Annotated in this window: 23 protein-coding genes; 7 read left to right on the plus strand and 16 right to left on the minus strand. The window is 39.9% G+C overall.

Annotated elements, in window-relative coordinates:
* Window positions 1-2: 2 nt before the first annotated feature.
* The 9 genes from INF28_RS04190 to INF28_RS04230 form a co-directional block, all read right to left on the minus strand.
* Window positions 3-1223: a methionine gamma-lyase family protein gene (locus tag INF28_RS04190; protein ID WP_226392217.1), complete on the minus strand. Its 1221-nt coding sequence runs from the start codon at window positions 1221-1223 to the stop codon at window positions 3-5.
* 64 nt (window positions 1224-1287) lie between these two features.
* Window positions 1288-1731 (minus strand): ACT domain-containing protein, encoded by a 444-nt coding sequence (locus INF28_RS04195; RefSeq protein ID WP_226392218.1) that lies wholly within the window; start codon window positions 1729-1731, stop codon window positions 1288-1290.
* A 33-nt stretch (window positions 1732-1764) separates the two neighbouring features.
* Entirely contained in the window at window positions 1765-2322 is a 558-nt protein-coding gene (locus tag INF28_RS04200) for an indolepyruvate oxidoreductase subunit beta (protein ID WP_226392253.1), read from the minus strand.
* Window positions 2323-2352: 30 nt separating this feature from the next.
* Window positions 2353-4083, minus strand: a complete 1731-nt coding sequence (gene iorA / locus INF28_RS04205) for an indolepyruvate ferredoxin oxidoreductase subunit alpha (protein WP_226392219.1) — start codon at window positions 4081-4083, stop codon at window positions 2353-2355.
* Between the two features lie 21 nt (window positions 4084-4104).
* Complete coding sequence (locus INF28_RS04210) at window positions 4105-5406, minus strand: phenylacetate--CoA ligase family protein (RefSeq protein WP_226392220.1); 1302 nt, start codon at window positions 5404-5406, stop codon at window positions 4105-4107.
* Window positions 5406-6881: a sodium:solute symporter family protein gene (locus tag INF28_RS04215; protein WP_226392221.1), complete on the minus strand. Its 1476-nt coding sequence runs from the start codon at window positions 6879-6881 to the stop codon at window positions 5406-5408. Before INF28_RS04215 ends, INF28_RS04210 begins: the two co-directional genes overlap by 1 nt.
* A 73-nt stretch (window positions 6882-6954) precedes the next feature.
* Window positions 6955-7863 (minus strand): zinc-binding metallopeptidase family protein, encoded by a 909-nt coding sequence (locus tag INF28_RS04220; RefSeq protein WP_226392222.1) that lies wholly within the window; start codon window positions 7861-7863, stop codon window positions 6955-6957.
* Entirely contained in the window at window positions 7847-8866 is a 1020-nt protein-coding gene (locus INF28_RS04225) for a M42 family metallopeptidase (protein ID WP_226392223.1), read from the minus strand. The genes INF28_RS04220 and INF28_RS04225 overlap by 17 nt, the downstream gene beginning before the upstream one ends.
* The gene (locus INF28_RS04230; RefSeq protein ID WP_226392224.1) at window positions 8859-9893 is read right to left on the minus strand and encodes a zinc-binding metallopeptidase family protein; all 1035 of its coding nucleotides are present in this window, start codon (window positions 9891-9893) and stop codon (window positions 8859-8861) included. The genes INF28_RS04225 and INF28_RS04230 overlap by 8 nt, the downstream gene beginning before the upstream one ends.
* Before the next feature lie 269 nt (window positions 9894-10162).
* Here INF28_RS04230 and INF28_RS04235 point away from each other — a divergent pair, with 269 nt between their 5' ends.
* The 7 genes from INF28_RS04235 (at window position 10163) to INF28_RS04265 (ending at window position 16693) form a co-directional block, all read left to right on the plus strand.
* Entirely contained in the window at window positions 10163-11035 is an 873-nt protein-coding gene (locus tag INF28_RS04235; protein ID WP_226392225.1) for a phosphate ABC transporter substrate-binding protein, read from the plus strand.
* Between the two features lie 48 nt (window positions 11036-11083).
* The gene (pstC, locus tag INF28_RS04240) at window positions 11084-11992 is read left to right on the plus strand and encodes a phosphate ABC transporter permease subunit PstC (RefSeq protein ID WP_404815138.1); all 909 of its coding nucleotides are present in this window, start codon (window positions 11084-11086) and stop codon (window positions 11990-11992) included.
* The gene (pstA, locus tag INF28_RS04245) at window positions 11982-12857 is read left to right on the plus strand and encodes a phosphate ABC transporter permease PstA (RefSeq protein ID WP_404815139.1); all 876 of its coding nucleotides are present in this window, start codon (window positions 11982-11984) and stop codon (window positions 12855-12857) included. The genes pstC and pstA overlap by 11 nt, the downstream gene beginning before the upstream one ends.
* A gap of 28 nt (window positions 12858-12885) precedes the next feature.
* Window positions 12886-13647 carry a phosphate ABC transporter ATP-binding protein PstB gene (gene pstB / locus INF28_RS04250; RefSeq protein WP_226392227.1) on the plus strand — a complete coding sequence of 254 codons (762 nt, stop codon included), beginning with the start codon at window positions 12886-12888 and terminating at the stop codon, window positions 13645-13647.
* Window positions 13647-14297: a phosphate signaling complex protein PhoU gene (gene phoU, locus INF28_RS04255; protein ID WP_226392228.1), complete on the plus strand. Its 651-nt coding sequence runs from the start codon at window positions 13647-13649 to the stop codon at window positions 14295-14297. The genes pstB and phoU overlap by 1 nt, the downstream gene beginning before the upstream one ends.
* A 61-nt stretch (window positions 14298-14358) precedes the next feature.
* The gene (locus INF28_RS04260; protein ID WP_226392229.1) at window positions 14359-15027 is read left to right on the plus strand and encodes a response regulator transcription factor; all 669 of its coding nucleotides are present in this window, start codon (window positions 14359-14361) and stop codon (window positions 15025-15027) included.
* Window positions 15028-15031: 4 nt separating this feature from the next.
* Window positions 15032-16693, plus strand: a complete 1662-nt coding sequence (locus tag INF28_RS04265) for a sensor histidine kinase (RefSeq protein WP_226392230.1) — start codon at window positions 15032-15034, stop codon at window positions 16691-16693.
* Between the two features lie 155 nt (window positions 16694-16848).
* On the opposite strand, the gene hydE is transcribed toward INF28_RS04265, so the two are convergent.
* From hydE to INF28_RS04300, 7 genes are all read right to left on the minus strand, one after another.
* A complete protein-coding gene (hydE, locus tag INF28_RS04270) occupies window positions 16849-17850 on the minus strand; it encodes a [FeFe] hydrogenase H-cluster radical SAM maturase HydE (protein WP_226392231.1) in 1002 nt (333 codons plus the stop codon).
* 10 nt (window positions 17851-17860) lie between these two features.
* Window positions 17861-19042 (minus strand): [FeFe] hydrogenase H-cluster maturation GTPase HydF, encoded by a 1182-nt coding sequence (gene hydF, locus INF28_RS04275; RefSeq protein ID WP_226392232.1) that lies wholly within the window; start codon window positions 19040-19042, stop codon window positions 17861-17863.
* A 32-nt stretch (window positions 19043-19074) separates the two neighbouring features.
* Window positions 19075-20445: a [FeFe] hydrogenase H-cluster radical SAM maturase HydG gene (hydG, locus tag INF28_RS04280; protein WP_226392233.1), complete on the minus strand. Its 1371-nt coding sequence runs from the start codon at window positions 20443-20445 to the stop codon at window positions 19075-19077.
* 142 nt (window positions 20446-20587) lie between these two features.
* Entirely contained in the window at window positions 20588-21094 is a 507-nt protein-coding gene (gene nrdG / locus INF28_RS04285; protein ID WP_226392234.1) for an anaerobic ribonucleoside-triphosphate reductase activating protein, read from the minus strand.
* Window positions 21094-22041, minus strand: a complete 948-nt coding sequence (locus INF28_RS04290) for an L-lactate dehydrogenase (RefSeq protein ID WP_226392235.1) — start codon at window positions 22039-22041, stop codon at window positions 21094-21096. The genes nrdG and INF28_RS04290 overlap by 1 nt, the downstream gene beginning before the upstream one ends.
* 61 nt (window positions 22042-22102) lie before the next feature.
* Complete coding sequence (locus INF28_RS04295; RefSeq protein ID WP_226392236.1) at window positions 22103-25201, minus strand: S-layer homology domain-containing protein; 3099 nt, start codon at window positions 25199-25201, stop codon at window positions 22103-22105.
* Window positions 25198-26427, minus strand: coding sequence for a hypothetical protein (locus INF28_RS04300; protein WP_226392237.1), 1230 nt, complete (start codon window positions 26425-26427; stop codon window positions 25198-25200). Before INF28_RS04300 ends, INF28_RS04295 begins: the two co-directional genes overlap by 4 nt.
* Between the last annotated feature and the right edge of the window lie 11 nt (window positions 26428-26438).

A 26438-nucleotide genomic window follows, 5' to 3' on the forward strand; every position in this document is an offset into this window, starting at 1 on the left:
GCTTAATTCACCTCGTTCATAGCATCTACAGCTTTCAAAATTCCAATTTTTGCTGCATCATAGACAACGCCTCCCTGCATGTAGGCAATATACGGCGAGCAAATCGGGGCGTCAGCAGAAAGTTCAATAGACGCACCCTGCACAAACGCACCAGCTGCCATAATAACTGGATGTTCATAGCCCGGCATATCCCAAGGCTCTGGAGTTACAAAACTATCAATTGGTGAACCCTTTTGAATAGCCTGACAGAACGCAATCAAGCGTGTAGGTGATTCAAGCCGTACTGCTTGAATAATATCACTGCGTACAGCATCCGGCGCAGGACAAACAGGAAATCCTAGTTTGCTAAACATTCCGGCGCATAAAACAGCAGTTTTTAGGCTTTGTGCTGTTACATGCGGAGCAAAAAATAATCCCTGATACATATTCCGGTTAAATCCCAGGCTTGCACCTGTATGCCTGCCTAAGCCAGGAGCTGTCAGCCTGCACGCCACTTTTTCGATACAATCATGCCGCCCGGCAATATATCCGCCGCTAAGTGCCAGGCTGCCGCCTGCATTTTTAATCAAAGACCCAACCACTAAATCAGCGCCTACATGGGTAGGCTCTTTTTCCTCGACAAATTCACCGTAGCAATTGTCCACAAGACATACCACATCTGTGTCAGCCGCTTTTACGGCGGTAATCATTTTTTCTATTTCTTCTACGGTAAGAGAATCTCTCCAGCTATATCCACGCGAACGCTGGATTAAAGCCAATTTGCATTTTTTTCGAGTAAAAAATTCGCTAATGCCATGATAATCAGGAGTGCCATCTGGTAAAAGTTCTATCTGTTCATAATGAACTCCAAAATCTTTTAACGAACCACTGTCCGTTTCACCACGCAGGCCAATGACCTCCTCAAGTGTATCATAAGGTCCCCCGGCCAAAGATACCATTGTATCTCCTGGACGTAAAATACCATATAAACAGCTGGCAATCGCCTGAGTCCCGCTTACAATATTATGACGGACTAGTGCGTCTTCTGCCCCAAAAATATCCGCATATACCGCATCCAAGGCATCTCGTCCAAGATCATCATACCCATAACCGGATGTTTCACCAAAATGCGCATAAGAAATTTTATGTTTTTGAAAAGCTTTTAACACACGAAGTTGATTGACAGCTGCAGTTTCATCAATTCTTCGAAAAACATCTTCAAAATCTTCTTCTGTTTGATGCATAAGATGGACTGTTTCTGGTTGAATATCAAATGCCGATGTTACATATGCATCAAATATTGACGTGTTATTTTGCATAAGACAGATTATTCAAATCGTCAGAAGACAAAACGTGGATACCGCCCTGCTGCAAAAGCTGAAAAGAACGTTCGGCATCATTGGTTTTAATCACGATCACTGCCTTTGCCGATTTTTCTCCTATAAAAGAATAAATGTATTCAATACTGATGTTTTCTTCCTTCAACAAGGCAATCACTTTGCTGAATGCCCCTACAGTATCATCAATAGAGACAGCAAGCACATCGGTTACACTTGCAGTCATATTGTTCTCCCGCAGAACTTTTTCTGCCTTTTCCGCATCATCTACGATCATGCGTAAAATACCGAAATCTGTCGTATCTGCAATATTGATGGCGCGCATATCAATATTGTTGTCGGAAAGTACTTGGGTAATTTCAGCCAGCCGCCCTGGACGGTTTTCCATAAAAACAGATATTTGTTTGATAAACATGATGTTTCCTCCTTTATAAATACTTGATATTATTTATGCCAGTTCTCTGCCCAACCGAAAAGCACGAATATTGACATCCAAAGCTTTTTCAGGCACCGTTGTTTCTAATGTCCGAATCCAATTTTCTTCCGGTACATCCATAGATTTGGACAATACACCGATTAAGGCAACGTTGACCGTCTTAATATTTCCGGCTTGCATCGCAAGGGCTGCAGCGTCTACCGAAATCAGCTGAATATCTTTTTCCTTTATTTTTCTTAAAATTTCCTGTGGATATTCCATTGCTCCGGTAATGACTGGCATAGGATCAATTTCCTGTGCATTGCATATGATCTTCCCACCTTTTTTTAAATAAGGTAAGTAACGATATGCTTCCAATTCTTCAAAAGCAAGAATCAAATCTGCCTCCCCTTGATCAATAATCGGAGAATAGACTTTTTCTCCATATTTCACATATGTAACTACTGAACCACCACGCTGTGACATACCATGTACTTCCGAAACCTTTACATCGTAACCATCTGCCATAGCAAGATTACCTAAAATTCGGCTTGCAAGTAAAGTTCCCTGCCCGCCGACTCCAACAATCATAATAGACAAAGCCACTAAAATTCCCTCCTTTTATCCGATCGCGTCAAATTTACAAACATTTTTACACAGTCCGCAGCCATTACAAAGTGTCTGATCAATTTCTAAATGATCCCCTTTATCGGAGATTGCCGTACATCCCAGTTTCATGCAGGCTTTGCAACGTTTGCATTTTTCACTGTCAATCTGAATTGGTCCTGGAAATTTAACATTCTTCAATAAAGCGCACGGCCTCTGTACCACAATCAAAGAAGGTTCCTGCGCTTCCAGCTCTGTTTTAATTGTTGTTTCTAAACCAGTAAGATCAAAGGGATCTACAACGGAAACACGACGAATGCCAACAGCATGCCCCAAAGCCTCAAGATCCACCGATACAGTGGCTTCCCCCTGCAAAGTTTTTCCAGTAGTCGGGTTATCCTGATGTCCTGTCATTCCAGTAATGGAGTTATCAAGAACAAGTACTGTACTTATCCCCTTATTGTATGCGACTTCTATCAACCCGGTAATACCGGAATGGATAAAGGTAGAATCCCCGATGACTGCAACAGTGTTTTTAGCAAAATCTCTACCGCGGGCAAGCTCCATTCCAAAAGACATACCTATGCTCGCGCCCATACACACCACAGCATCCATTGCGCCTAACGGTGCAGCCGCACCCAAAGTATAACAGCCGATATCACCGCAAACATGAAGTCCCATTTTTTTCAAAACGTAAAAAGTACCACGATGGGGACATCCTGGACAAAGTGCAGGCGGACGAACAGGAACTGGTTCTTCTGGTGTAGTAAACGGAACACCCTCTTCTCCGGTAATTAATGTACGGATCTGTCGGGTGCTAAATTCATAACACAGTGGAAATAGTTCTTTCCCAATGACAGAAACACCTATACTGCGGCAGTGTTCTTCAATAAAAGGATCTAGTTCTTCTACTACATAAAGTTTATCAACTTTGGAAGCAAACTCCTGAATAAGCTTTACCGGCAAAGGATAAACCATACCTAGTTTTAAAACGGAAACCGATTCGCCAAACGCTTCCTTGACATAATTATAACACATTCCAGATGTAATGATGCCAATTTGACTGCTATGATATTCTGCCTTATTTAGCGGCGAAGTTTCTGCATAAACGGTCAATTTTTTAATCCGTTCCTCCACTTCGGGATGCCTGCGCATAGCATTTCCAGGCATCATAACATATTTTCCAATATTTTTCTCGTATTCTTTTAAAGGAATTTCTTTACGATCGTTCAGCTCTACAATACTTTGAGAATGTGCGACACGAGTCGTTAACCGATACAATACCGGAGTATCAAATTGCTCGCTTAAATCATATGCTGCTGCGGTAAAATCCTTACATTCCTGGCTGTCAGAAGGCTCCAGCATTGGAATTTTGGCCGCTTTCGCATAATGGCGGCTGTCTTGTTCGTTCTGGGAGCTATGCATACTCGGATCATCTGCTACAGCAATTACCAAGCCGCCATTTACACCAGTGTAACCGACTGTAAATAAAGGATCTGCAGCTACATTTAGCCCTACATGCTTCATCGCACAAAAGGCTCTTGCTCCAGCAACAGAAGCGCCAATCGCTACCTCAAGAGCTACCTTTTCATTCGGCGCCCATTCACCATATACTTCCTTATATTTTACGGTATTTTCCAGAATTTCTGTGCTGGGTGTGCCGGGATAAGCAGAAGCTACCGTTACTCCATTTTCATAAAGCCCTCGGGCAACTGCTGCATTGCCCAACAATAATTTTTTCTCCAAATTTCTCACCTCGTTTTATTTCTATTCCTGTCCGCGCAGATCAACCACACGTTTGGATTTTCCTGTCGTTCTTTCAATTGATTTGGGTTCTGCAAGCCGTAGCTTTACACGCAACCCTAGGACACTATGAATTTTATCAGCAATTTGTTTTTCTAATTTTTCTATTTCACTAAACTTTTCAAGAAGGCTGCCATCAATCAATTCGACTACAACTTCCAGGTTATCCATCATATTTTTACGTCTGACAATAAGTTGATAATTGGGACTAACTTGCGGGAATCCCAAAACAACGCTTTCGATCTGAGACGGGAAAACATTTACTCCTTTGATGATCAGCATATCGTCCGTCCGTCCCTGAATATTTGCCAGCCGCCAAGTCGTTCTTCCACATTGACAAGGCTCAGGAATCAAATAGGAAATATCCCGTGTCCGGTATCTGAGAACCGGCATAGCTTCTTTGGTTAACGTAGTAATGACCACTTCTCCTTTTTCTCCATAGGGCAAAACCTCTCCCGTGTTCGGATCAATAATTTCAACAAAGAACATATCTTCATTGATATGCTGTCCGCATTTATATTCACATTCCCCGCTGACACCTGGTCCGCTGATTTCGGTAAGACCGTAATTGGTTGTTACCAAAACGCCGTATCTCTCTTCCAGCGTTCGGCGCATTTCTTCACTCATTCCTTCAGCACCGAATAATCCATATTTTAATTTGAAGTTGGAACGGGGTATCCCCATTTCTGCAATGACTTCAGATATGTACATAGCATAAGATGGGGTCGCAATTAAAGTGGTAACATCAAAATCCTGCATCAGCATAATCTGTTTCTGGGTGTTTCCGCTTGACATTGGCACTAATGCGGCTCCAAGCTTCTCAAGTCCATAATGAAGGCCGAAGCCACCGGTAAATAATCCATATCCAAAAGCAACCTGGGCAATATCTTCATCTGTCACGCCTGCCGCAGTAGCAATTCTTGCAATAGCATTTGCCCAGTTTTCAATATCAGATTTCGTATACCCAGCGACCACGGGTTTGCCAGTGGTACCTGAAGACGCGTGAATTCTGGAAATATTTTTCATTGGCTCCGCAAATAAGCCAAACGGATATTGATCCCGCATATCTGTTTTTGTAGTAAACGGTATATGTTTGATATCATCTAATGTTTTAATATCTTCAGGACGAACCCCTGCTTCATCCAGTTTCTTTTGATAAAACGGTACGTTGCAGTAGGCTTTTTCCACCATATGCCGCAACCGTGTCAGCTGAATCTCCTCAATTTTTTTATGGTCACAACATTCTATCTCTTTTTCCCAAATCATTAGTCAAAAATCTCCTTTATAAATTCACTGGTATATTTTGGTGTATATAGACTTACCAAGGGAGTGATTACCAAAGAAACTACCATGGCAAACATTCCGAAGGCAGGCGCATACTGGGCATTAAAACCGGAAACAACAGCAGGTACAATTGAAGTTAAAAATCCCAAAAGCATACCGCTCCATGCTCCAAGCCGAGTTATTTTTTTACTGTACAATCCCCAAACGTATGGTCCAATAAACGTACCGGCAACTGTTCCCCAGGAAAAAGACATCAAAGTAATAATTTCTTTGGGCTTGAAAGCGGCAATGGCAAACGAAAGCGCAACAAATACAACGCATAGGATACGCATCAATCCCAAGGTATCTTTTTCGGACATATTTGGTGCAAAATGCCCTTTTACCAAATCAATGGTTAGGGAACTGCTGGAGGTCATCACAACAGAAGAAAGCGTTGACATAGACGCTGAAAGAATCAAAACTAATAAAATCCCCATCATTACCGCTGGGAGCGCACTACTAAGCATCATAGGCATCACTGCATCATACCCCTCAGCAGGCAATGTATTTTGCAGGAACAATCTTCCAAAAGCACCAATAAAATATGCACCACCGCCAATCAGCATAGCGAAAAAGGTAGAAATAATTGCTGCTTCTTTAATGGAACGTCCTTCCTTAACAGTATAAAATTTATGTATCATTTGTGGAAGTCCCCAGGTGCCTAAACTTGTTAAAACCATGAGTGCAATCAAATCAAACCAATTTTTTCCACCATACCAGCTGGTTAAGTCCTTACCGGTTTCCGGTATCTGTGAAAGCTGATAGATTCCATTTGAGAAACCTCCTACCACATCATTTTTCAGCACAAACCAGACGACAAGTATAATGCCTACAATCATAATCAACCCTTGGATAAAATCTGTCAATACAGTAGCCATATATCCACCCAAAGTAAGATACAGTGCTGTCAAAACAGCCATTATGATCATCCACCATATATATGGAACAGCGGAAAAAACTGCATTAAACAAATAGCTTAGCCCCATATATACGGATGCAGCATAAGGTGTCAGGAAAATAAAAATTACAATAGCACAAAAAATTTTCATCCCCTTGTCACAGTAACGTCCTTCAAAAAATTCCGGCATTGTTTTTGCGTTCAGCCGATGTGTCATGCTGCGGGTACGCCGTGCTAAAACAAGCCAGGAAACCAGACAGCCTACCACAGCATTAGCAATACCAATCCAAATGGCAGAAATTCCAAGATTCCATCCATTTTTTCCCGCATACCCAATAAAAATCACTGCAGAGAAAAAAGAGGTTCCGTAAGCAAACGCGGAAAGCCAAGGTCCTAAGTTTCTGCCGCCAAGCAAAAAACCGTTAACATCTTTTGCATGTTTCATACAATAAATGCCGACAGCAACCATCAACAAAACATAAATACCTATAATCAGAATATTAATTCCAACCGAAGTCATAATTCTCCCCCTAACATTTTTGTTGGTTCAGCACAAAATTTACATATGCCGATATGACATAAGAGATATTATATCATAACTCATATATAATTTTCAATAGAAAGTTTAGAGTTTTTTCAACATCTTTCCAGTCACTTTCGGCAAATAACTGGTTTTCATACCGAACAGGAATACATATTTCAGCAAAACCTTCTCGGGTTCCGCAAATACTCAGTAATTCGGCAGTTTTGTCTGTTTTGCCAACAAAATTCTGAAACATAAGGTCCGCATTTTTTGCGATGGTCTCAAATTTCTTTTTCATTTCAAGCCCTATCACGGCATTACCATTTTTTAAAGCCAAAGCCGGGCCATCTCCCATTTTGCATCCTTCCTGATCTGGCACGCAGGAAATCAGAACAGTATAATCCGGATTTATGATTTTCACAGCTTCAAGATATCCACCTGTTCCACAAATCGCTTCATTTACAAGTGTAAAGTATATTTCCTTTTCAATATTATTTAATTTATTTACACAATTTTCCCATAAATAACTAGAAATAATAGATGTTAGATTGCTTCCATAAAGCATATTGCCTTTACAGATTAATTGTGCTTTTAACTCGCATATATCTCCTGTTTTGCATGTACATTCAGGAAAAATTTGTAAAAAAATCTGGTCATTTTCTTTTCTAATAATCCCCGCTTCTTTTTTATTATGATACAGGACTTGACCATACATTGCTTCTTCGTTGGTGCCACTTAAAAATCCAACCCCATATCTATTATCTTCTTCCTTCTGCAAAATCACCCCATTTGGCAAAAGCCGAAATAAAAATAAAAATTTTTTTCCATTTGTCCCTTGTTTATGACATACGATACCGTCAGGCATTGAAATTTCCTGACTTGCATTTTGTATTCTTTGTTTCAACTGTATTGTAAAATCAGCAGAAAGGAAAAAGTGATCTGCATAACTTTTTATATTGCCTTCATTTGTCTGTGTCATTTGCTACCTCCTCCGAAACTACTTGCATCAAAGCAATCTGTGTCAAATTTTTCATAGAATCTATATCATCCATATGCGCCACTTGGCATGCTGTATCTTTATAACGCACCGGAATACAAAACGTTAATGTCTTATCTCCATATCCTCTTTGATACAATACCTCTTCCTGTCCTTTATCCTTTGAAGCAAAAAGCTGATATTTTAATTGCCTTTCCTCTGCTTTGTTTATTACGGGCTGAATTAACCGAGGATTTACCAAGCCAGAGCCTGATGCAGTTAATATCACAGCCCCTTTCCCTAATTCCGGAAATTTTTCAGAAACTTTATCATAGCTCTGTGCTGTTTCGGCATCTAATATAATCACCCGGTCTGCACTCAATTTCCAGGAAGCCGTCTGAATACCACGACAACCCACCTCTCTTTGAACCGTAATGATCACATGCAAATTAAATGGATAACGCTGGCGCAGAACATTTTCCGCAATAACGCATCCTGCTCTGCTTCCCAAAGCATGCCCTTTTATATAGCCATCTCCAAACGTTCTGCCATCTTCCTCCAATGCTCCATGGTCACCAATTTGAACAAAATCCTCAGCTTCTTTACGAGAAGATGCTCCAATATCAATGAAAAGTTGGGAAAGTTTCACCGGAATTGAACGTTCCTGTTTGCTTGTCAAATGCACTGCTTTAAGGGAAATAATACCCCGAATGCCATTTAGAATTACCTTTTTTGATATCAAACCAGCCGGCGTTAAATGGCCAATGGTTTCAAATTTTAAATATCCATCCTCGGTAATACGAGTCACTATAATTCCAGGTTCATCCATATATGCGATAACAGCTGCTTTTTTTGCAGATTTTCCAGTTCCCTTTTTATAAAAATGAAGATTACCCATAGAATCTTTTACCGTATCATCACTCAGCGGCGATAGGCGTTCATATAGAAAGGAACAAATGGAATCTTCCCGCCCAGATACACCATAATAGTTTTGAAGTTCATTCATCAAGATTCATTCCTCCCGTTAACACTGCTGCTAACAAATCCGAAACCGCTTGCACATCCCGAATATCCAGTGTTTCTACATTGGTGTGCATATAACGAAGTGGTATAGACACAAGCATAACCGGTATACCACTTCCTATTGTTTGAATCGCCCAAGCTGTTGTACCACTGCCACCGGAAGCTACTTCGATTTCATGTGAAACATTTTTTTCTTTCGCGAGATGAATCAATTGCTGCGTATAGTCATCCTTAAAATTGGGACCGCGGCAAATTACAGCACCACATCCAAGAGGAAAAACACCTGTGATTTCCGAACTATCTGGGGTTTCTCCATGGGTAACATCCACAGAAATAGCAAAATCTGTCTTATCTGCTTCCACACCGGTATAGGCACCGTGGAGCCCTAGTTCTTCTTGGGTGGAAAACAAAATATCCGTATGATAAACACGTTTTAATTTCCTAGTTTGTTCCAATGCAGAAAGGATAGCTACCATTCCAGCGCGGTTATCCATCGCAGCACCGCTTATGCGATTGCCAAGTAGACTGCAGGTATTTCCTTTAAGACGTACATAATCCCCTACATGTACTTTTTTTACACTCTCCTCTCTGGAAAAACCAATGTCAATTCTTAGGTCCTGTACAGAAGCGTTTTTTGCCTCTTCCTTTTCCTTTTTTTTCGGCAAAAAACCTCCAATCACACCATAAAGCGGTGGATCAGTCAGGACCATTACTTCCATTCCATATAAAATTCGTTCATCTACACCGCCCAAGTTAACAAATTTCAAATATCCTTTTTCGTCAATTCCTGAAACCATTAATCCAATTTGATCTATATGTGCTTCCAATAATACTGTTTTTGCACATTCTTCCTCTGCGGGCAAAAACCCGTGCACATTACCGTATCCATCAATATAACTAGTAATTTCCATTTCTTTCAGAATCTTCTGGACCATGGATGCGGCGGAAGTTTCTCTTGATGAAAGTCCTTCTTCTTCGGTTAACAGCTTCAGTCGTTCCGCTAACTGCATGATACATTCACTCCATTAATTTGATACTTACAATAATTGATTCCATCTATATTTCTTTATTTATAGTATAGCACATTACCCGACAAATTACAATGTGCAAAACCTTGCTTTCTTATAAATAATGTAATATGACATTTACGTAAAGAAAATAATGGTTTAAAACAAATCTTTTTACATAGTTTTAACATTACTATGCTTTTGCATTTTACATTTTTAACATATACTCGGTTTGTAAAAAATAAGAAAAAAGATTAAAGGAGCGTAAAAAAATGAAGAAAGCAAAAAAAATACTCTCTCTGATAACTGCAGCGGCATTACTTACCATTGGTTTAGCAGGGTGTACAGAAACTGCACAGCAAGACAACAGCGGTACATCCGGAACTACGCAAAGCCAAACAGCAAAACTTAGCGGAAACATTTCAATGGTAGGAAGCACTTCCATGGAAAAGTTAGCCAATGCACTTTCTGAAGGTTTTATGGCTGCTAATCCCGGTGTTACCGTAAATGCGGAATTTGTAGGATCCTCTGCCGGTATTGAATCTTTGGTAGGCGGAAAATGTGATATAGGTAATGCTTCCAGAGCGTTAAAGGACAGTGAAAAATCCAGTGGAGCCGTTGAAAATATTGTTGCCATTGACGGAATTGCAATGGTGGTCAACAAAGCCAATCCTGTAAAAAACCTAAGCAAAGACCAGTTGATTGGAATTTATACCGGCACCATCAAAAATTGGAGTGAGGTAGGCGGTTCTGATACTGCTATTGTGGTAGTGGGCCGGGAAGCTGGTTCCGGTACGCGAGGTGCATTTGAAGAAATTTTAGGCATTGAAGAAAAATGCGTATATGCAAATGAGCTGGATAGTACTGGTGCCGCGATGGCAAAAGCAGCTTCCACTGAAGGAGCGATTGCATATGTATCTTTGGACGTAATTAATGATACTGTAAATGCAGTATCTTTAGATAATGTAGAACCTACTGCCGACAACATTCTCTCTGGCTCCTATTTCCTTTGCCGTCCGTTTGTTATGGCTACCAAAGGAGAAATTTCCTCACAGAGCGATCTTGTAAAAGCATTCTTTGATTATGTAGAATCTTCCGAAGGACAGGAAATTATTAAAAAAGTCGGATTAATTTTACCGCAATAATGATAAAGGTCTGGTGATACGATGAAAGCAAACACAAATTCATCCGTCATGAGAAGCAGTCAGACCAAGGTTGTTGTAGAAAATACGGCACAGATTATTTTTACAATCTGTGCCGTAGTAGCCATTTTGGCTGTATTTTCTATCACACTTTATATGTTTTTAAAGGGTGTACCTGCGTTTGCCGATGTCGGCGTGGCGGAAATACTATTTAACCCTGTTTGGGAGCCAACCGCACAAAATCCTAGTTTTGGTATTTTATATATAATTTTAACTTCCATTGTAGGTACGGCAATGGCAATTATTCTCGGGGTGCCGATTGGTGTTCTAACTGCAGTTTTTTTGTCGGAAGTAGCACCTAAAAAATTAGCCGCAGCAGTTCGCCCTGCTGTAGATTTGCTAGCTGGTATCCCTTCTGTTATATATGGGTTGCTTGGTTTGATGATTTTGAATCCATTTATGTATAAACTTGAGCAAATTATTTTTGAAAACAGTCCTACCCATCAGTTTACCGGGGGTGCAAATCTTATTTCAGCCGTTTTGGTACTTGTAATTATGATTCTTCCCACGGTGATTAATATCAGCCAATCTGCGCTTCAAGCAGTTCCAAAAAGCTTGAAAGATGCTTCATTCGGTCTGGGTGCTTCACATATTCAAACCATTTTTAAAGTTCAAATGCCTGCAGCAAGATCAGGAATTGTCACGGCAATTGTGCTGGGAATTGGTCGTGCTATTGGTGAAGCTATGGCAATCAGTCTGGTATCCGGAAGTTCTGTTAACCCTCCTTTTCCTTTTAATTCGGTCCGGTTCCTGACAACTGCCATTGTTTCTGAAATGGGTTATGCGGCAGATACACACCGAATGGTACTGTTTTCGATCGGATTGGTATTGTTTGTATTTATTATGGTGATCAATATTGTACTTACAAAAATCCTGAAAGGGGAGAAACATGATGCCTAATTCATTAATTAAGAAAAAATCCCGAATTCAGGACACTGTTTTATACATTTGTATTTATTTTTCAGCCGCAATCTCTGTTCTTTTACTCATTGGTATTATTGGCTATGTTTTAGTCAAAGGAATCGGAAGCATTAACTTAGAATTTTTGACCAAAGCAACCAGCGCGATTGATGGTACCACAGGAATTGCCGGAAATATTATTAATACATTATATATTATTGTAATTACACTCCTTATTGCCACTCCCATAGGTGTTGGTTCGGCCATTTTTTTAAACGAATACGCAAAACCTGGACGTTTTGTTAGAATTGTCGAATTTACCACCGAGACACTAGCCGGTATTCCTTCCATTATATTTGGTTTATTTGGCATGGTTTTTTTTGGAAATACACTAAAACTAGGATATTCCATTTTAAGCGGTGCTTTCACATTAACTCTAATGATTCTGCCGTTAATAACACGAAATACACAGGAAGCACTGAAAACTGTACCAAATAGTTATCGAAGTGGTGCTTTAGGAATTGGAGCTACCAAATGGTATATGATTCGAACTATTTTATTGCCTTCTGCCATGCCAGGCATCATTACCGGAATTATTTTGGCTGTGGGCAGAATCGTAGGGGAATCAGCTGCTTTGTTATTTACGGCTGGAAGCGGATACATTCTGCCGAAAACACCGATCGGATACTTCACAAAAATTTTTGAATCTGGTGGAACTATGACGATTCAGCTATATCTCAGTATGTCCAAAGGGCAATATTCTATTGCCTTTGGTATTGCAGTGGTTCTTTTGGTTATCGTTGTTGGTATAAACTTTTTGACTAAGTTTTTAGCCAAAAAATTTGATACCGGCCGGAGAGATTAACAAAAGCGGTATTAGGAAAGGATTTGCAATGATGAAAAATGTTAAAATCAAAACAAGAAATCTTGATTTATATTACGGTGAAAATCACGCCTTAAAAGATATTAATATTGATATTGAGGAAAAAGCGATTACAGCCTTGATTGGACCTTCCGGATGTGGAAAATCTACTTATTTAAAAACATTGAACCGCATGAATGATTTTGTCAACGGTGTCAAAATTACGGGAGAAATTACGTTAGACGGTGAAAACATATATGCTCCAGGAGTAGATACAACTTTACTAAGAAAAAAAGTTGGTATGGTATTCCAACAACCAAATCCCTTCCCAATGAGCATCTATGATAATATTGCGTATGGTCCACGGTTGGAGGGAATACGTTCCCGGCTGCGTCTTGATGAAATTGTGGAAACTTCTTTAAAACAGGCCGCTATCTGGGACGAAGTAAAAGACAGGCTGAAAAAGAGCGCATTAGGACTCTCGGGAGGTCAGCAGCAAAGGCTTTGTATTGCACGTGCATTGGCAGTACAACCTGAGGTTTTGCTTATGGATGAACCGACAAGTGCCTTGGATCCAGTCTCTACGTTAAAAATTGAAGAATTGGCGGATGAGTTGAAAAAAGAATATACAATTATCATAGTCACCCATAATATGCAGCAAGCAGCCAGAATTTCAGATAGGACGGCATTCTTTTTGCTGGGTGAGGTAATTGAAGATGGCAAAACAGAGCAAATGTTTTCGGTTCCCAAAGACAAGCGAACAGAAGATTATATTACAGGGAGGTTTGGTTAATGCGGACACAGTTTGATAAACAGCTGCAGACTTTGCACATTGAATTAATTCGAATGGGTAGTTTATGCGAACAAGTCATTTCGTTATGTGCTAATATGCTTTTAAAGAAAGAAAATTTAAGTGCTGATATTAATGCGGCCGAAACAGAAATAAATCAAAAAGAACGAGACATTGAAAACCTATGCTTAAAGCTTTTACTTCAGCAACAGCCGGTAGCAAAAGATCTCCGTATCATTTCAGCAGCTTTAAAAATGATATCTGATTTAGAGCGTATTGGTGATCAAGCTGCGGATATTGCGGAACTTGCACCTTATCTTGCCGACTGCGATGCACCTGGCAAAGTGCATATCGGGGACATGGCACGGGCAACTGTAGGTATGGTCACGCGAAGTATAGATGCATTTGTTAAAAGTGATGTCAAAATGGCAGCCGAGGTTATGGCGGAAGATGATGAAGTAGATCAACTTTTTGAAAAGATCAAATTAGAATTAATGGATCTGATCCGCCAAAATGGATTAGATGCCAAAGCTGCAATGGATCTCTTAATGGCAGCAAAATATTTTGAAAGAATCGGAGACCATGCAGTTAATGTCGCAGAATGGGTAGAATATTCTGTAACTGGAGTGCATAAAAATGATGCAAATTTCTAATCTATATGATATAATGTCATTATATATATTAGATCAGAAATTGAAAAACGGAGGATAAAGAATGATTTATCTTTTAGAAGATGATGAAAGCATCAGAGAACTTGTTATATATACCCTAAACTCTCAAGGACTTGAAGCTGAAGGTTTTTCGTGTCCATCTGATTTTTGGAAAGCGATGAAACATAAACATCCGGATCTTCTCCTGCTTGATGTTATGCTCCCAGAGGAAGATGGCATGATGATATTAAAAAAATTACGCCGTGCATCGGATACGGAATCTCTTCCTGTCATTATGCTAACTGCAAAAAATAGTGAATATGACACCGTTTTAGGATTAGACAGCGGAGCCGATGATTATATTTCCAAACCCTTTCGAATGATGGAATTGTTGTCCAGAATTCGTGCGGTTTTACGAAGGACAGAAAAAAAGAAAGAATATGCTGAATACCAGATTGGCTTTCTGTATGTTTGCCCGTCCCGCCACATAGTTGAAGTAAAAGGTGAACCGATTTCTCTGACACTCAAAGAATTTGAGATTCTTTGCCTTTTAATGGCAAATCAAGGTGTAGTGATTACACGCTCGCAATTATTAGATCAGGTGTGGGGTTATGCCTTTGACGGCGAAAGCCGGACTGTAGATGTACATATCCGTACTCTGCGGCAAAAACTTGGTGATGCTGGAGAATACATAGAAACCGTACGCGGTATCGGATATAAAATGCGGAGGTAATCCAATGACCAAACGAATATTTAGATCAATTTTTTTTGTAGCTGCTGTTGTACTAATTGCTGGCTTCGCGCTGATTATGGGTACTTTGTACAGGTATTTTGACAATCAACTCCATAAAGAATTACAAAACGAAGCGGAATACCTTTCAACAGCGGTTGAACAGCTTGGCGTGACAGTTTTAAAAGAATTAGGCCCATCTCAAGAAAGGGTTACACTGATTGATCAGGATGGTACTGTTCTATTTGATAATTTAGCAGATCAATCGTCTATGGATAATCACAGCGGACGGGAAGAAATTCAGGCCGCAATGGCAAACGGCTCCGGTAGCGCTGTACGTTATTCCAAAACACTGTCAGAGCGCACCTTATATTACGCACTGCGGTTAGAAAATGGACAGGTGCTCCGTGTCAGCAGCACACAGTACACTATACTTTCCCTAATTGGAAGTATGATTTATCCGGTATTGCTTATTTTTATCCTTTTAATTGTTTTATCGGGTATTTTTGCGTCTAGAGCATCCAAAAAAATTGTAAAGCCGATCAATGAATTGGATCTGGAGCATCCCATGGATGATGAAAAAGTATATGATGAAATTGCTCCTTTGCTTTCTAAAATTGGACATCAAAGCCGAACCATTCAACGGCAGATTGCAGGAGCCAAACATCAGCAGGAAGAATTTGCACTTATTACAGAAAATATGCAGGAAGGTCTGCTTGTAATTGATAAAAATACAATACTTCTTTCTTGGAACGGGAGTGCGTTAAAACTACTGGATGCTGCAGGAATACGGGAAAATCAGAGTGTACTTGTACTGAATCGAAGTGAGCAGTTTCAGAATGTAGTTACAGAAGCTTTAAATGGTCATCATGCATCTACAGTTTTAAATATTCAAAATCGTTATTGCCAAGTGGCTGCCAATCCAGTTATCTGGGATAAAGATCCAGAAGGAGCTGTCCTTCTTTTGATTGATGTCACTGAAACAACCGAGCGAGAATGCCTGCGCCGTGAATTTACTGCCAACGTTTCTCATGAATTAAAAACTCCGCTTACTTCCATTTCAGGATTTGCAGAAATAATGAAAGACGGTATGGTGAAAAAAGAGGATATTCAAAAATTTGCAAGCAAAATTTTTGAAGAGGCCCAGCGTCTTATTGTTTTGGTAGAGGATATTATAAAAATTTCTCAGCTTGACGAAGGGCGTCATCCTTATGAATATCAAGATATTGACTTATATACTATGAGCGGTGAAATTCTGGACCGTTTGAAGTCTTCAGCGGAAAAAAATAATATTCAACTGAAGTTAGAAGGTGTCCATGCTGTAATCCACAGTGCACCTGTGATTTTAGATGAAATCATTTATAATCTATGCGACAATGCAGTCAAATACAACCATCCCCATGGGAAAGTGATCGTAACAGTATTCCAAGACAAAACGCAAACTTCCGTTCAAGTAGCAGATACCGGCATCGGTATACCGTCCTCAGATCAGGAACGTATCTTTGAGAGATTTTATCGTGTGGATAAAAGTCATTCAAAAGAAATCGGTGGAACAGGTCTGGGTCTGTCCATTGTAAAACATGGCGCTGCTTATTTAGGAGCAGAGATCAACTGTGAAAGTACCCTTGGACAAGGTTCTATTTTTACTCTTATATGGAAAAACAATTAATTATTTTATGTTAATTGAAAAAGAAATGCCATCAATCAAGGTGATTGAGGCATTTTTTTATTGTATATCTTAATAGAATCGATTCAGCAACAACGAGGATCGGTAGCTCATATGAAAACGTGGTTTTACCATTACACTTATTTTTTCATTTTTCTTTAATGCACTCTACTATCACCGCGGGAAAAATCCAGGAAAAATCCATCGTTTTCCACCTCTTTTTGTAAAAGGGCGATCTCTTCCGCAGCTTCATTTCCTGTACATTTTTTGTTATCATATAATGAATAAGAGCCTCGAACTTCTGGCGGGGACAAATTTGGCATGATAACATTGGCACCGCAAGCAAGTCCCAAAGCGCGGCCTTGTTCTGAAAGTGTGGCGAGAGCTGTTGTTGCCGGAAGTAAAACATTCGGTAAGGCAATCCGAACCAAGCAAAGCATGGTTAAAGTTAGGTTTAAGCTTCCAGGTGGAAAATCCTTAAATGGTGTTTCTTTATGTGGAAGAAAAGGGCCAAGTCCTACCATATGCGGCTGAAGCTCCTCTAAAAACTTCATATCAGCTGCCAAAGTTTCAATCGTTTGAAATGGAGAACCCACCATGAATCCGGCTCCGACCTGAAACCCTATCTCACGAAGATCATAAAGACATTTTTTCCTGTTTTCCAATGACATTACATCAGGATGTAGTTTTCGGTAATGTGTCGCATCTGCCGTTTCATGACGCAATAAAAAGCGGTCTGCTCCGGCCGCAAAAAAAGCACGGTATGTTTCTTTAGATTTTTCACCAATAGAAAGTGTAATGGCGCAGTCGGGATACATCTCTTTGATTTGAGAAATAATACTACAAATTTTCTGGTCATCAAACCAAGGATCTTCTCCACTTTGTAACACAAATGTCCGAAATCCCAAGGCATGTCCCTTTTTACAGGTATTCAAAATATCCTGCTGTGTTAACCGATATCGACAAACGTGATGATTTCCAGCACGAATTCCACAATAATAACAATTATTTTTACAGTAATTACTAAACTCAATCAATCCACGCAAAAAGACACCCCGGCCATAGCTTAGAAGCCGGGTCTGCAATGCCTTTTTTTTTAATTCCTGACTAGGTCCATTTTGAAATTGTTTAATTTGCTCTGCCCATTCTTTTTTTTGCATAACTACTCCTTTATTTTTTAGGATGGGTGAAAATATAACTTGCACGCTCTAAGATTCCGTTCAGATATGCCAGAGCAATACCATAATTGACAACAGGAATCCCTGCGTCACGAAGTTTTTCAAGCCGCGTACTAACCTCTCGACGATTAACCATACACATCCCGCAGGACAATACTAAATCGAAATCTTTGAAATTATCAGGAAACTGATATCCCGCACAATAAGTATATTCGCATTTGACTCCAACTTTTTTTTGAATGAGAGCCGGAATTTTGACTCTCCCAATATCTTCATGGGTTGTATTGTGCGTACAGCCTTCCAAAACAAGTACGCGACTATTATTTTTTAATTTTGCAATTTGGACAGCACCCGCTAAATATTGCTCAAAATTCCCCTTTTGGCGTGCCAAAAGCATGGAAAAAGAAGTCAATGGAATTTCTGGAGGAATCGACTTATTAGCAATAGCAAAAGCCTGTGAATCTGTGACTGCCAAATCTATTTTTCGTAGTTCTTGCAATGCTTCCTCAATTTCTGTTTCTCGGACAATATAAGCCTTCATATGATGATCCAAACAATCTCGAATCAGTTGTACCTGAGGTAGTATCAAACGCCCCTTAGGAGCCGCACTATCAATAGGGACAATAAGAAGGAGACGGCTTCCAACCGGAAGCAGGTCACCGATTAAGGTATTATCTTCCTTCTCCTGTTCTTTTAGCCGCTCCGTAATTGTTTTTCGCAGTGAATCAAGAGCTTCTGCACTATCTTTTTGAAGAAATACAGCATTCGGATTTTCTTCTTTATATTTTTTAAGTAAGTTGGCGGAAACATTTTCACATTTAGTATATACCGGTATCACCGGAACAGAACCTTTGTATTCTTCTGCTGCGGTAACATCTCCTGCGTCTATTACATTTAAAATCAAATCAGCCCTGCGAAGAATTTGTTGTGTTTTTTGCATGCGTTGTCTGCCAAGTTCTGTTTTATCTCCAAATCCAGCTGTATCAATGAGGGCAACAGGTCCAAAAGGAATCAATTCTGCCGCTTTAACGACAGGATCAGTCGTAGTGCCTTCTACATCCGACACGATAGAAGCATCTTGTCCAAGTAGTAAATTAAAAATAGTGGATTTACCCGCATTGGTTTTTCCAATAATTGCAATATGTTTACGCATGGAAATGGGTGTTTGTTCCATCTTAACAACCTCCCTGTCTCAATTTTCTTTTATTAAATAAATAAATCGCGTTGTCCCTGCTTAATTTTTTCAATATTGTTCTTTACCAGTTCCCGAACGTTCTCATTGCCGATATTGGGAATTTCCTTTTGAATAATGGCGTGAGCCTTTTCTTTAAACTCATCATCACCATAGTCTATTGCATATTCAGCTAACGTCATAAGCGCATTCGGCAGACAAACATTTTTAATATTTCCAGATTTAGCAAGCGACATAAAGCGGTCACCAGTTCTGCCACTGCGATAGCAGGCAGTACAAAAACTCGGAACCATTCCTTCATCCATAATCCATTTAATCACGTCCATTGCATCACGCTCATCAATAACCTTAAACTGCACACTGCTGTCTTTATGGCTTTTATAGCTTCCAACTCCAGTGGCAGAACCTGCACTCATTTGTGAAATTCCCAAACGAATCAGTTCTTTTCGCATTTCTTCGCTTTCCCGTGTAGAAATAATCATTCCAGTAAATGGAACGGCAAGCCGTATTACCGCTACCAACTTCTTAAAAGTTTCATCATCTACAGCGTATTGAAATTCTGTTTGCAATGCTCCCTCTGCCTTTCGTATTCTGGGAACGGAAATGGTATGGAAACCGACGCCAAATTCTTTTTCCAAATGTTCATTATGGAGCATAAGTCCTAAAACTTCAAAATAGGGATCATAAAGACCAAAAAGCACGCCGCCGCCGACATCGTCAATTCCACCCTGCATTGCCCGGTCAAAAGCGGTAGTATGATATTCATAATTGCGTTTTGGGCCAGAAATATGCATTTCAAGGTAAGTCGGTTTATGATATGTCTCCTGAAACAGAATATAAGTTCCAATACCAACTTCTTTTAATTTTTTGTAGTTTTCAACGGTAGTAGCTGCAATATTCACATTTACGCGACGAATTTCACCGTTTTCAAACTTCATGTCGTAAATGGTTTTCATACATTCAAGGATATAATCAATAGGGCATTTTGCGTCATCTTCACCAGCCTCAACAGCCAACCGCTTATGTCCCATTGCTTCCAGAATTTTAACTTCTTCTCGTATCTCATCCATAGTAAGCCGCCGACGGTTAAACTGATGTTTGCAGTTGTAACTACAGTATTTACACTGATTTACACAATAGTCACTTACATATAGCGGAGCAAACATAACAATCCGGTTTCCATAAATGTGCTGCTTGATTTTATAAGCAATTTCAAACATTCTTTGCAGCTGCTTAGGGTTGTCCATCATTAGAAGGGCTGCAACTTCCTGATGGGTCAATCCTTCGAAATGGTCTGCTTTATCTAGAATTCGTGTGATTTCTGCTTCATCTGTATGTTTGGCATTTTCAAGTAATTCATTCATATATTTTTCATCAATAAACATTTTAAAAACATCCTCTCTGTCTATCAGTTTGCTACCTTTTATTGTACACCTGCCTTATTCCTTTGTCAAGGCAGATTTCAACATAAAACACAAAATAGGCCGATTTTTACCGGCCTATTCTCTGCATATTGTTATTTATGTATTATATTTCCGCTAAAACAACCTCACCCTTTGCTAATGAAGCAGGGACATCTACAATTCTCTGATTTCTGCTCCCGCGAAATTTAAGCATCAAACTTTTTTCTTCCAAAACAAAACGTCCATCCACCAAAAGATCACTTAATTGAAGCAATTCCATGACTGCGGGCACTTTTTCAGAGAGCTTTATTAATTCTTCAAAAGTATAACCGCTGTAGCATACAAGGTTTAATCCTAACTTCTTCACTTCTTTTCCAAGTTCAGTCAAGGGTTCTGGCTGACAAAACGGTTCTCCGCCGGAAAAGGTCACACCACTGAGCAGAGGATTTTTCTTGATCTCGTCCAGGATTTCTTCAATGGCTTGATCATGTCCGCCGTCAAAATCATGGGTTTGCGGATTATGACATCCTTTGCAGTGATGCGGACACCCCTGTACAAAAACAACATAACGTATGCCGGGTCCATCTACAATGGACTCCGGCTCAATTCCAGAAATTCGCAGCGTTTTCATCAAAAACCTATCTCCTTTGCAAGCTGTTTCAGTTTACCCGCTGATTCACGAAGCCCCAAAAGCTCCTGTTCCGAAAAATCAATTTCTAAGATTCGTTCTGCCCCTTCGCTTCCCACAATAGTTGGCACGCTTAGACAAACATCGGAAATTCCATATTCACCTTCAAATAAACTGGAAACAGTTAAAATTGAGTTTTCATTACCAATAATACTTTCCACAATTCTTCGAACCGCAAGTGCAATCGCGTAATAGGTAGCACCTTTTTTGTCAATAATTTCATAGGCAGCATTACGGGTACGGTTATAAAATGTTTCCTTGCACATATCCAAGGAATTGCAGCATCCACAGCTTGTACAATATTGTTCAATTCCCATTCCCGCAACATTAGTTACACTCCAAGCTGCCACCTCGGAATCACCATGCTCGCCAATTATATAAGTGTGTACGTTCCGCACATCAACATTGGTGTGCTCGCCTAACAAATATTTCAGCCGTGCGGTATCCAGTACAGTTCCTGAACCAATCACATTTTGTTTTGAAAATCCTGACAGTTTATAGGTAATATAAGTTAAAATATCCACCGGATTGGTCACAACCATCAAGATGGTATCATCATGGCAGTATTTAAGAACATGATCTACAATATCTTTAAAGATTCCAGCATTCCGTTTTAAAAGATCTGTTCGCTTTTCACCCTCACGTTGATTGGCTCCTGCGGTAATGATTACCATGTCACTGCCTTTGATATCACAGTAATCGCCTGCAATGACACGCACTGGACTGACAAAACATAAGCCATGATTCATGTCCATGGCATCGCCTTCTGCTTTATCCTTATTAATGTCAATCAAAACAACCTCTGAAACAAGACCACTGAGCACCATGGTATAAACGATAGTTGCGCCCACATTTCCTGCACCGATAACAGTAATTTTTCCTTTAAACATCTCATCACCTCAATTATATCATTCCCTTGCAGAGGGGAATTATTCCATAGGCAAAAAATTATTATTCTATGACAATCATTTCCTTAACGGCTGTAAAATTCATGCGGACAAAAATTTTACTGCCTGGGGCAATATCCGACGCATCTGCTACTGACAATTTTTTTCTATCTGTTTCAAATCGATAAACCATCGCTCCATCTAATGAAAAAGTCCTGAGATACCCCTTGCCATCCGATTGTGCCAAAATCTTATTTGCATATTTTTCGTGTACCGTTCCATACATGGAATACAGTTCACTGAAATAACTTTGTTCCGTCAAGGCTCCATAATCTCCTAAATGAGATTCATAAAATACATTTTCCATTAGCGAATTTTGTGTTAAAAGCATACGGAAATACTTACAATGGCTTGCATCATCCATGTAATATTGGAAAACCTCACCTGGTTGAAATGGATTATTGCCGTTTGCAGTAATGCGCGGTACATATCCTGGAATCCAACTTCCAGTCACGTCTTCACCGCCCTCAGCATCAAAATACACATGGGTTATTTCGCCGTTTACCCAAGCTTGAACGTCCAAGCACAGCCTACCTTCACTGTCCAAAATGTTTGCGGAACTTTCAACAATAGCTACTGGATCATAATTTTCCAATTGACGCATCTGACTGCCTCCAGCATCCACAACAGCCGCTTTTATAACATAATCTCTCCCTGCATCGTATAAGGCGATTCGATAATTACGATCCGTAATTAAATCAGAAAAAATACCAACTTTGTAATCCTTCAGTTCCGCTTTGTTTTCTGGTATAAAAAATATTTTTGCATCAGAAGATAGCTGATATACAGAATCAATGACACGCAGCTGATCTCCATAATATTTACCATTTTCTGTAGAATAGGTTAAGCAAAAACCTTCTTGACCAACCTTTCCGTTTTGTTCGCTGGCTGTTTCAATATAACTAAGTGTTTTATCCTCTTTTGCCTTAAAACGGATCAGCTGCGGAGCCAATACTGCAAATTCTGATACACTGCCTTTTTTCCCATTCAGGCGAGTTTGTCCATTTGCTTTCAAAGTTTCCCAGTTTCCCTCTTCGGTTAAAACACGAAGCAAAACTTCATCCGCAAAGGTATCAAGTGGCGCTATCGCTTGAAGATATCCATATCCTTGGCTTGTCCCCATATCCGTTTCTAAAAATGCGGCAAAATGATTAATGTCATAATAAACCGTTATTGTTTTTCCCAGCAAATCCGGTATACGGGCAACATCAAAGTTTTTAGATAAATGAATTTCTTCACCATTTAAGGTAATTGTGCCTTCCGACTCACGGAACCCATTTAGTATGCCAGTAATACGATCTTGAAAAATTTGAATCCTGCATACTTTACCGTCCCGGCTTGCGGCAAGTTGTACTACATCATCCTTCTGTACGGTCACTTCTGGAGTATACGCAGTTTTTTCGCCATAACAGTATAGTTCTATATCTTCTGCATTTTCAACCTGCAAAGACACTGCTCCTAAATCATAATCGGTTAATACACTACCCAATCGGCCCGAAGCTGCCATTCGATAGGTTTGATAATCATAGATTAAAATAACATCTATGCTGCGACTGCCCGCATATCTTACCAACTGCATATTTCCACTGGTTAATTCGATCGGTTTTGCTGTGCCAATTCTGGTATCATACCTTCCATTGTATATAACCCTTGTATTGCTGCTACAGCTTTGGCGAAAAATATTTTGGTTTTGATCAGTATATAAAACCATATTGTCCTGTACGCCCAAAAATTGTTCGGGTGTCAAGTCGATAATCATTTCTCCATTTTCAGCTTCTGCATAAAGAATTGTACCAATTTCCAAATTATTTTCGTAACGTATGTAGGCAATAATCCGATGACCCAAAAGGTTTTTTAGTGGAAAATCTCCCATGCGAAAGGTTTGTCCATCAACCGCAGCAGTTCCATTTTGCAGCATACGCTGGCTTGCAATAGAAGCTGGTCCCACATCCGTCAAAACACCTTTGATTTCGTATATATGATGATAATAATTTAGCGCAGTTGTTCCATCCTTCTTAAATTCATTTTCTTCCCCGCCAAATTCAGTCTGATACATCATTTCGCTTTGCAGCGTATTAACAAACAGCAATGCAGCGATACCTCTGTTCAGATTCTGCGTTTGATCAAGCGAAACATTTTGCAAAAGGTTTAATCTGACGGCCATCTGCCAAAAGCCATTGGGATACCCGCCTATATCCTGGGCAGCAATGGTATACCCCAAGGCAGATACCAAAATTTTTAGCGCTTCCTGGCCTGTCACAGGATCATCTGGATGGAAATATCCGTTTTCGTCCCCGTGCACAACGCCTAACCCATACAACGCTGATACTGAAGCAGCAGCCCAGTGTGATTTGGGAAGATCATAAAAAAGCTGTTTTTCCTCTGTTCCTGATAAAGTCTGCAAATTTAATACCGAAGCTGTCATTTTAGCAAACTCAGCTCGAGTAATCATGTTTTCGGGCTGATATTCATAGTTATTATATCCTGACACAAGTCCTAAATTTTTCAACATAGAAGAAGCTGCATAATAAGGAGTATCAATACAATCAGCAAACCCTGGATCATTATCTGACTGATATTTACTGTAAACGCCAGCAATGCTGGGTGACCACGCTGTTCCGGTGGTATTTTCGAATGTAATACGTATAAATTTTGCAGTTCGATCTACAGTTTTTAATGTATAAAAAACAGGGATCCATCTCCATTCTTCCACCGTACAGATTTCAATTGCCGGTTGTACTGAATTCCAGTTTTCTCCGTCCATTGACCAGGAAAATGTGAAATGAGATATATCCTCATTTTGCCGAAAGTAAGTATGAAAAATTAGATACTGGTTCTTCGGTATTTCATATTCGACCCATTCCTGCGTTGCCTCACTGCGCATAAACATTGTATAATCATCAAATGCATATTGGTTTTCTTCTGTAGTAACGTCCACGTAGATTCCATCGCTATGTGCATACGCTACAGAAAAATCCGCGCAGTCATCTAAAAGAATCCCGTCCGGAAAATGGGAGACAGTCACTGTATCCTCCTGGGAAAAGGTACAAAGCGGACACAACAATATTCCCAATATTAGCAAAATACATCCAAAACGTTTCATTCTTTTATCAAATCTCCTTCTGGTTCCGCTTTCTCTTCTGTTCTATCCTGAGAAACCTCAGTTGCTTCCTCGTTAGATGCTTCATTTTCCTGTTTCAATATACTATATTTTGCGAAATACGCTACATCAACAATATCAATTCTTTGATTTTCATCTATATCTGCAAGACGGATGCTGTTCCAGTCCTTATCTGTACTCTGCGCACCATAATGTTGGCATACAAAATCCAAATCAACCTGATCCAGCTGTAAATTACCATCCGTATCGCCCAGGAGAGCAGCATGAAAAACAATTTCTTTTTGCGTTTCCAATGTAACCATATTTCCTGTTGGCACCCATTTCCATACCGTTCTTCCCTGCATATCAATTTGATCTACCGATACAAGTTGTTGCTTAAATTCCGGCACTATCGCAGTGCCGGTTACTCGCAATGTGGCGCCATCATTACAGCTGGAATCAATGGTCAGCATACCTTCCGGACTGAGCAGTAATCCGGCAGGCAATGGTTGTTCGGCGGTCCAGGACACGGGATAATTCTCCATAGCAATTCCCAATTGATCGACAACGGCTCCAGACAAAGTCACAGAATCAGTGTCAAATCTCGGAATCTGCATCTCTTCCGGGAAATATGAAATGATTGCATCCGGTCTTGGCTGACTTATGGTCGCAATGATACTTCCCAAATAAGGGTTCCACCAGTCATTAGAAGAAGCGTCAACTTCTGGCCACACGATCTTCACATGGGTTATCTTATCCAAATTAAAAAGCTGATATTTTTTTTTCGTCCAGCGCTCTTTTCCCTCTGTGTCGGGTATACGAGTTATAATCGGCGTTGTTTCTTCCCATGTTTCTCCATCAGAAGAAAGGAACACCGAAAATTCATTTTCATGCTCCGGCCAGAAATAGCCTAAAATCTCCAGTGAATCGATATATGGCAATTCAAAGATAACCCATGCCTCCAAAGTATTGTCTGTTCGACGCAGAACATAAGGATCTTCATACATGGTCGGGAGTTCGTAATCCTCCACTTTCCAGACATTAATATTATGTACTTCGGTTGCCTGTTCCAAAGTATCGCCTTCGTTCACCCATGTTTTATTAAATGGCAATTCATCCGCATAAGGAGTCACTTCAACGACTTTAGCCTCACCAATATTAAATGACACAAGGAAAAGGACAGGTAATAAGACAGTAACAAAATGGAACAATCTATGATATAAGAACATGTTTCTACCTC

It is taken from the genome of Ructibacterium gallinarum (assembly GCF_014982785.1).
Lineage (GTDB): Bacteria > Bacillota > Clostridia > Monoglobales > Monoglobaceae > Ructibacterium > Ructibacterium gallinarum.